Source organism: Micromonospora sp. NPDC005710 (assembly GCF_040630995.1).
In the GTDB taxonomy this organism is placed as follows: domain Bacteria; phylum Actinomycetota; class Actinomycetes; order Mycobacteriales; family Micromonosporaceae; genus Micromonospora.
Genome location: NZ_JBEXYP010000028.1, coordinates 77,330 through 84,794, shown reverse-complemented (window position 1 = coordinate 84,794; position 7,465 = coordinate 77,330). Strand labels below are relative to the sequence as shown.

At 69.1% G+C, this 7,465-nt stretch carries 5 protein-coding genes; 1 reads left to right on the top strand and 4 read right to left on the bottom strand.

Features of this window, described 5'->3' with window-relative positions:
- Together ABZ406_RS27980 and ABZ406_RS27975 are read right to left on the bottom strand one after the other, a co-directional pair.
- The coding region (locus ABZ406_RS27980; RefSeq protein ID WP_357767787.1) for an endo-1,4-beta-xylanase at positions 1 to 611 on the bottom strand (611 nt) is incomplete at its 3' end.
- Between the two features lie 444 nt (positions 612 to 1,055).
- A complete protein-coding gene (locus ABZ406_RS27975; RefSeq protein ID WP_357767779.1) occupies positions 1,056 to 2,063 on the bottom strand; it encodes a PaaX family transcriptional regulator C-terminal domain-containing protein in 1,008 nt (335 codons plus the stop codon).
- A 251-nt stretch (positions 2,064 to 2,314) separates the two neighbouring features.
- On the opposite strand from ABZ406_RS27975, the gene ABZ406_RS27970 reads away from it, so the two are divergent.
- Complete coding sequence (locus ABZ406_RS27970) at positions 2,315 to 3,637, top strand: PHB depolymerase family esterase (RefSeq protein ID WP_357767776.1); 1,323 nt, start codon at positions 2,315 to 2,317, stop codon at positions 3,635 to 3,637.
- Positions 3,638 to 3,719: 82 nt separating this feature from the next.
- Here the strand turns inward: ABZ406_RS27970 and ABZ406_RS27965 are convergent, their stop codons facing one another.
- Positions 3,720 to 5,300, bottom strand: coding sequence for an arabinofuranosidase catalytic domain-containing protein (locus ABZ406_RS27965; protein WP_357767773.1), 1,581 nt, complete (start codon positions 5,298 to 5,300; stop codon positions 3,720 to 3,722).
- Positions 5,301 to 5,481: 181 nt separating this feature from the next.
- Complete coding sequence (locus ABZ406_RS27960) at positions 5,482 to 7,317, bottom strand: RICIN domain-containing protein (RefSeq protein ID WP_357767770.1); 1,836 nt, start codon at positions 7,315 to 7,317, stop codon at positions 5,482 to 5,484.
- Positions 7,318 to 7,465: the final 148 nt, after the last annotated feature.

Below are 7,465 nucleotides of genomic sequence, written 5' to 3'. Positions count from 1 at the left end.
ACCCCGTCGGTGTTGTAGTCGTTGTAACACAACTTCGCACCCGGATCCGCCGCCCGCGCCGCCCGGAACGCCGCCTCGATCCAGTCGTTGCCGGTACGCTGCAGGTTCGAGTCCCGCCGACCACCGGAACCACCGTCGGCGAACGCCTCGTTCACCACGTCCCAGGCGTAGATCTTCCCCCGGAAGTGCGTCGCGACCTGGGTGACGTGGTTGATCGCGGCGTTGCGCAACGCGCTGCCGGACATGCCCTGCGCCCAGCCCGGCTGCTGCGCGTGCCACAACAGCGTGTGGCCCCGCACGCTCATGCCGTTGGCCTGCGCGTGGCTGACCAGGCGGTCACCGCTGGAGTAGGTGAAGGTGCCCTGCTGCGGCTCGGTCGAGCTCCACTTCATCTCGTTCTCGGGCACCACACTGTTGAACTCACGGTTCAGGATCGTCGTGTAGGCGCTGGTCGACAGCTTGCCGACGGCGACAGCCGCGCCGAAGTAGCGGCCCTTCTCGGCGGCGGCCGCCTTCAGGGTGGTGCCGGCGCCGGACGCGGGAGTCAGCGCCACTGTCATACCGGTGGTGAGGGCGACGGCGATGGTCGCCGCCGCCAGCATCGTTCTCATGGGTTTCATGGCGTTCCTTTTCAGTGGTTGCATCGGTGGTGGTGATGTGCCACTTCGCTCGGGGCGACTGGTCGGGCCGTCGTCCTGGCCGCCCGGTGTCAGCGCGCACAGTCCGAGAGGGCTGTCGCCCGGCAACTGCCGGGTCCCGAGGTGACGTCCGCATGCCCTTGCCGACGTCGTGATCCGAGGTACGACCCGTGCGGCTCGCCCGGTGAGCCACGGGAACGATCGTCCTCTATATCGAGAGTGAGCGATAACATGTCGTTCGTCAAGACGTAACGGGCCGTTCACGCCGATCTCCCGGAACGCCACGTTTCGCCCGGAACCAAACGCCCAGCACCAAGGCTCCATCGCCGCACGACAGGCGGACGAGTCGTACCACCACGCCTATCGGAGGGCGACCCTGTTATCGCTCACAGTTGTCGACGGTGACCCCGTCGGGGTTCACGAGCACCCGGTGACCGAGCCACTCGCGGACGGCCTCGTCGGCCCCACGTCGGCGCGTACTCCGGAGACCAGGTCGGCTGTGGTGTGCGCCTCGACGCCGGGCTGCGCGGCGTCGGCGTACCGCTCGACGACCGACCGGACGTGTCGCTCGGCGGGGGCGGCGAGCCCGTCGTAGACAGCCTCGAACAACTCCCGCGCCGGGCGCCTCAGCCAGTCCCGGGGAAGGAGTTCCACCGGCAACTGCGGATCGAGGACGGGAAAGCGCCGGAAGGTGTCCATCAGCTCGGTGCGGGTCCGCACCGCCGCGGCACCGTCGACCCGACCGGACACCACAGCGGGCAACAGGGGCGTCCACCGCCGGAGGAACGAGTCGTAGCTTCGGCCGATCGCCTCGATGTCCCAGGCTTCGATCGGCGCACGGTGGACGGTCGAGGCGAGCGCGGCGTGCCGCGCCCGAAACACCGTCACCGCGCCGAGGGTGAGCCGGTCGAGCTCGGCCCGAGCGAGCGGAGTCAGCTCCTGCGGCGAGACCCACAGACCGTCGTACAGCGGCGCGTAACCGAGCCACCGCAGTTGCGCCCGCAGGGACCGGCGCTGCGCACCGTGGTCCTGCGGCAGCGAGAAGGCGACAATCGTCCAGGACCCGTCCCAGCGTGTCGTCGAGCTGGTCGAGGCGAGGATCCACTGCCCGCCGGCGGACAGGTTGGCGGCTGCGGCACGGCTGAGCCGGTAGGAGCTGCGCCGCCCCAGTCGACTGCCCTCCAACACGCCACGGCGGGCCAACCGGCTGATCGCGGTCCGCGCTCCGGCCGTCGTCACGCCGGTCTCCGCGAGCAGCGCGACGATGGCCGCGGACGGAAGGGCGACCCGGGTCCGCAGGGTGTAGTCCGCCAACAGTGTCACGGTGACGCCCTGGGGCGAGCTGCCGGCCTGTCTTCGGGGCAGCCGGAGTGGCTGGTCCCCGTCGTCCGGATAGATCTCGTCGATGTCGAAAGGGCTTGCCACAGGCGCTCCGTGCTCCTCGGGGACGGCATGACGACTGTAGACGGACCACCATCACCCGCCGCAGATAGAGCTTCTTTGATTGACACTTGTTGGTCCGGGCGGAACACTAAATGTCACGCGACGCCATCCGAAGCCGGGCTGGGCGAGCCACAGGTAGCGGGCAACGTGCGATCACCGCGGGAGTCGGGCACACCCGCGACCCGATCGCACCGCCGATCCAGCCTGCACAGGCTTTTCGAAGGAGTCGTCAGTTGAGAATCAGAAGGAGAATGCTGCTCACCCTGGCCGCGTCGTTGGTGGCGGCCGGCCTGGTGGCACCCCCGGTCGGGCCCGCGTACGCGGCGTCGCTGACCGAGGTGACAAGCTTCGGTGACAACCCGGGCCGGATGCGCATGCACGTCTACGTGCCGGACAACCGCCCGGCCCGGCCGGCGGTCGTGGTGGCCATGCACGGCTGCGGCGGGTCCGGCCCCGGCTTCTACTCCGGGAGCGAGTTCGCCAGCCTCGCCGACCGCTACGGGTACATCGTGATCTACCCGTCCGCCACCCAGCAGGCCGGCTTCGGCAACTGCTTCGACACCTGGTCGGACGCCGCCAAGCGACGCGGCGGCGGCAGCGACCCGGTGTCGATCGTCTCGATGGTCCGGTACGTGCAACAGCAGTACACGGCCGATCCGGAGCGGGTCTACGCCACCGGCAGTTCGTCCGGCGGCATGATGACCAACCACATGCTGGCGCTCTATCCCGACCTGTTCAAGGCTGGCGCCGCGTTCATGGGCGTGCCGTACAACTGCTTCGCCAACGCGGCGGACTACCCGCCCGGCAGCAGCCAGTGCACCGGCGGAAACATGAACCGGACCCCGCAGCAGTGGGGCGACGCGGTCCGCCAGGCGTACCCCGGCTACTCCGGGCCCCGTCCGCGGGTGCAGCTGTGGCACGGCACCAGTGACACGCTCGTGCCGTACTCGTTGTTGCAGGAGACCATCGAGCAGTGGACGAACGTGTTCGGGCTGAGCCAGACACCCACCTCCACCGACACGCCCCAGGCCAACTGGAACCGACGCCGGTACGCCGACAGCAGCGGCACGGTCCAGGTCGAGGCGTACAGCGTCCAGGGCGCGGGGCACAGCCTGCCCTCCAGCGGCATGGCCGCCTCCGCCATCGCGTTCTTCGGACTCACCAACCCCACGACGCCCCCGCCGACCACCCCACCACCGACCACCACCCCGCCCCCGACCACCCCGCCACCGGCTTCCGGTGCCTGCCGGGTGACTGTCGACGTCAATGCCTGGAACACCGGGCTGACCGAGAACATCACCGTCACGAACACCGGCACCAGCGCCGTCAACGGCTGGTCCCTGGTCTTCACCCTGCCGAACGGGCAGACCATCACCTCGGGCTGGAACGCCACCTACTCGCCCACCTCGGGGCAGGTGACGGCCCGCAACGTCGCCTACAACGGCGGCATCCCCGCCAACGGCTCGGTGAGCTTCGGCTTCCAGGCCACCCACACCGGTGACAACGCCCGACCGTCCTCGTTCACCCTCAACGGGGCGGCCTGCACCGTCGCCTGAACCCGGGGCGACGCCGGCGCGTGCGTGCGCCGGTCACCACGAGGTGGTGACCGGCGCACGACCCGTTCGGGCGTAGCCGGGGTCAGCGGTAACCGGCGGTCACCACGCTTGCCTGCACGGCGTTCTCGGTCGCGTCGGACGGGTAGCCGGCGACCATCGCCCCCTCGTAGAAGGTGCCGGCGCTCAGGTTGGCGCCGCCGTCGGGCTTGCAGCAGTCACCGCCACTGCCAAGGATGATCGCGCCCTGCTTCTTCATCGGGCTGTAGCCCGGCGGGAGCGAGCCGTCGTACAGCGTGTAGAGGCTGCCGGACTGCGCGTCGCTGCCCTTCATGGCGAAGCGCGACGTGCCGTTGTTCTTCAGCGTCGCGGTCACGAACTTGCTGCTGAAGGCGCGCTGGTTCGGGTTCCAGGAGCTGCTGCCACCCGGGAAGAGACCCCATTCCAGGTCGGCCTGCACCCAGGGGCCACTGCCGGAGCAGCCGCCGAACCAGCACTGCTTGCTGAAGTTGATGGCGTCCATCGCCCCGGCGGCGTCGGCCTTCCTGGTCGTCTCACTGTTGCCGTAGTCGAAGCAGCAGCCGCTGTTGACGTGGGTCCCGCTCGTCACCATGTACATGCCCTCGGGTGCCGCGCCGGTCGGCACGCCGGTGAGGTGCCCGTCGCGCCAGTAGCTGTTGCCGGGGTTGATGTAGAGCGAGTACGCCTTCGCGCCGCCCACCGTCAGCGATTCCGTCGTCGCTGTCGCCGGCCTGCTCTGCGGGGAGCCCGGAACGACGCTCGACCCCTGGTACCAGAGGTCGTTGCCGCGCCCGGACTGGTCGAAGACCACGGTGATGACGCAGGCCGTACCGGAGCAGAACGAGTCCTGCGTCGCCGCGTTGGCGGTGCCGCCGGTGCCCGTGAGCCCGATGTTGCGGGTCGTGTTGTCCGACGAGCGTCGGACCTGGTAGAGGTTGCCGGCGTACGCCTCGTAGAGCGCCCGGGTGGTGCTGTGCGCCGCGATGCACGGGGTGCCGCCGGAGGCGTAGATGTCGCACGGGCGCGCGCCGGTCGGCGGGTTGGTCGGCGGCGGGGTGGTGGTGGTCGGCGAGGCCCACTGCTGGTTGGCGCCGCCGTTGCAGGCCCACAGGATGATCTTGGTGCCGTTGGCGGTGGCGGCGGCGTTGGCGTCGACGCACAGCCCGGACTGGACGCTGGTGATGGTGCCGTTGCTGTTGACGTTCCACTGCTGGTTGTTCTGGCCGTTGCAGTCCCAGATGATCACCTGGGTGCCGTTCGTGGTGCCGCGGCCGGATGCGTCCAGGCACTTGTTGCCGTACACCTGGAACTGCTTGCTCGACGTCCACGTCCAGGTCTGGCCGGCGCTGCCGCTGCAGTCCCAGAGTTGCGTCTGGGTGCCGTTCGTGGTGCTGGAGTTGGGCACTTCGAGGCAGCGGCCGGACGGCGTGCCGACGATCGGGGTGCTCTGCCCGGGCTGGATGGTGGCCGCAGCGGCGGCCCTGGCGGCGAAGGGCGAACTGGCGGGGGTGGTGCCGACGCCGATGCCGACGACGACGAGCACCCCGGCCAGCGCACCGGCCAGGAGAGTCAGACGTCGGACGCGTTGGCGTCTCGGGATGAGGTCGCGGGCTGTTCCTGACCCGCTGCGGGACGGGGTTCGCACGAGGTGGCTCCTCGGAGTCGTGGAAGCGCGGGAGATCGTCGACGCGCCACGGGCGGGTGGTGGCGATGGCGAATCGCTGCGAATGGTATGACCTTTGTTTCATTCATGTCAATGAATGTGGTGTCCGGTCACGCGCTGGCTGCCGGGGCGGACAGCCAGCGCGTCACCTGCCCCGGGACGACTACCGCCCCAGGAGCCGCCAGGTCTGGTTCAACGAGCCGTTCTGGTTGACCGCCTTGCAGGTCCACTGCAGGACAGTCGCGCCGGCCGCCGTGGAGACGCCGTTGACATCGACGCACTTGCCGCTGTGCCGGGCGACGAGCTGGTAGTCGTGCGAGTCGTTGCCCGAGTAGGTCACCTTGCGGAGGGTGAACTGCTGGTTGGAGCTGTTGAGGCAGGTCCACTGGCTCACGGCAGCGCCGTCGGCGGTCGACACACCGCTGACGTCGAGGCACTTGCCGCTCTGCTGGTTGACCACTGTGTAGGTGTTGGCCACCCCCGCGACCGGGCGGAAGTTCCAGAGCTGCTGGTCGCCGCCGTCGCAGTAGTTCTGCTGTTGGCCGTTGCCGTCGGCGGTGCTCAGGCCGGTGTTGTTGAGGCACTGCTGGGAGTGCTGGGCCACCGCCACCGACTGGAAGCCACCATCCGACGGAGGCAGCAGGGTGACGGCGTAGGTGTCGGTCTGGTTGGTGTACGGCAGTGTCACGGTGGCGTTGTTGTTGGACACGCCGACCACGCTGTTGGAGACCGTGATCGGCCCCGGCACCGCGCCACCACCGTTGTGCGGGATGCGTTGGGTGAGCACCCGCACCTGGTTGTTCTCCACGATGCCGCTCGTGGTGTCCAGGCGCTGCAGGTTGACGGTCAGGTTCCCGGTGGTACGACCACCGCCGACGAGCACCTTCGCCGCCCCGGCCGCCTTCGTGGCGTACGCGTCGTACGACTGACTGGGGGTCACCGTGACGATGTCGCCGACCTGGGAGGCGTAGAAGCGGTAGTTCCACCACTCACCCTTGGGCTGGTGCTGGCCGGCGGAGTTGCGGATGAGCAGGTTGCCGAGGTCGTTGTGCAGGCTGCCGCCGCTGGCCCAGTTGGCCCGCAGGCCGTCGGCCTTCACCCGCTCCAGACGTGCGATGTACCAGGCGCCGTCGGCCGGGTTCTGCTCGTCGGGTGACCCGTACTCGTTGATCTGGTACGGGCGTGGGTGGGCGATGCCGCGCGGGTCGAGGGTGGCGTTCGCGGCGGCGACGTTCGCGACCGGGTCGCCCGGCAGTGAGTGCCAACTGATGATGTCCGGCACGGTGTTCGTCGAGCGGACGAAGTCCAGGTACTGGTTCCAGAAGGCGTGGTTCGTCGACGGGACGCAGGCGCAGCTCGGCCCGACGATGAGCTGGCTGGGGAACTCCGTCCGGATGCGCTGGTAGGTCCGCCGCCACAGTTCGAGGTACTGGGAGATCGGCCGGTTCCAGAAGATGGTGATGTTGGGTTCGTTCCAGATGTCCCACTGCACCGACAGACCGGACGCCCGTACGTCGCCGATCAGGCGGGTCAGGAAGTTGTCGTAGTCGGTCCAGTTGCCGTTGTCGCCGGGAAAGCGGGAGATTCCGGCGCCGTCGGCACCCCAGAGGTCGTGCGGCAGGATGATGAACTTTCCGCCGAGGGCGGTGGTCCGACGCGCCTGGGCGAGTGTGGAGTTCCAGCGCCGGTCGTAGGTGCCGCCGACCCAACCGCTTCCGGGCAACTGGGCGCCGCCGGCGCGCATGTACTGGAACTTGACGTCCCGGTAGAAGTGGTCGGCGGGACCGCTGGCGTTCTCGGTCATGCCGTAGATCCAGCCGGAGGCGCGGTAGGTCGGCGCACCGTTCGTGGTGGCGAAGTTGACGCTTATCGACTCGTCGGCGGCCTGGGCGGGGGCCGGGACGACTGTGACGGCGGCAGCGGCGGCGAGCAGGCCGACGACGAGTCGGGCCATGGACAGGCGGGCTCGTCCGGGCCTGCTGCGGGACGGGGTTTTCACGGGCGGCTCCTTGGTGGGGCGCGGGGGGACGCTCTCCGGAGGGCAGCGCTTGCGAATCGATTCGCACGGATCGTAGGACCGGGAACTGAACGATGTCAATGAAGTGACGTCGCGGTGACGTCCGTGTTTCCCGATGCACCCCCCGGTG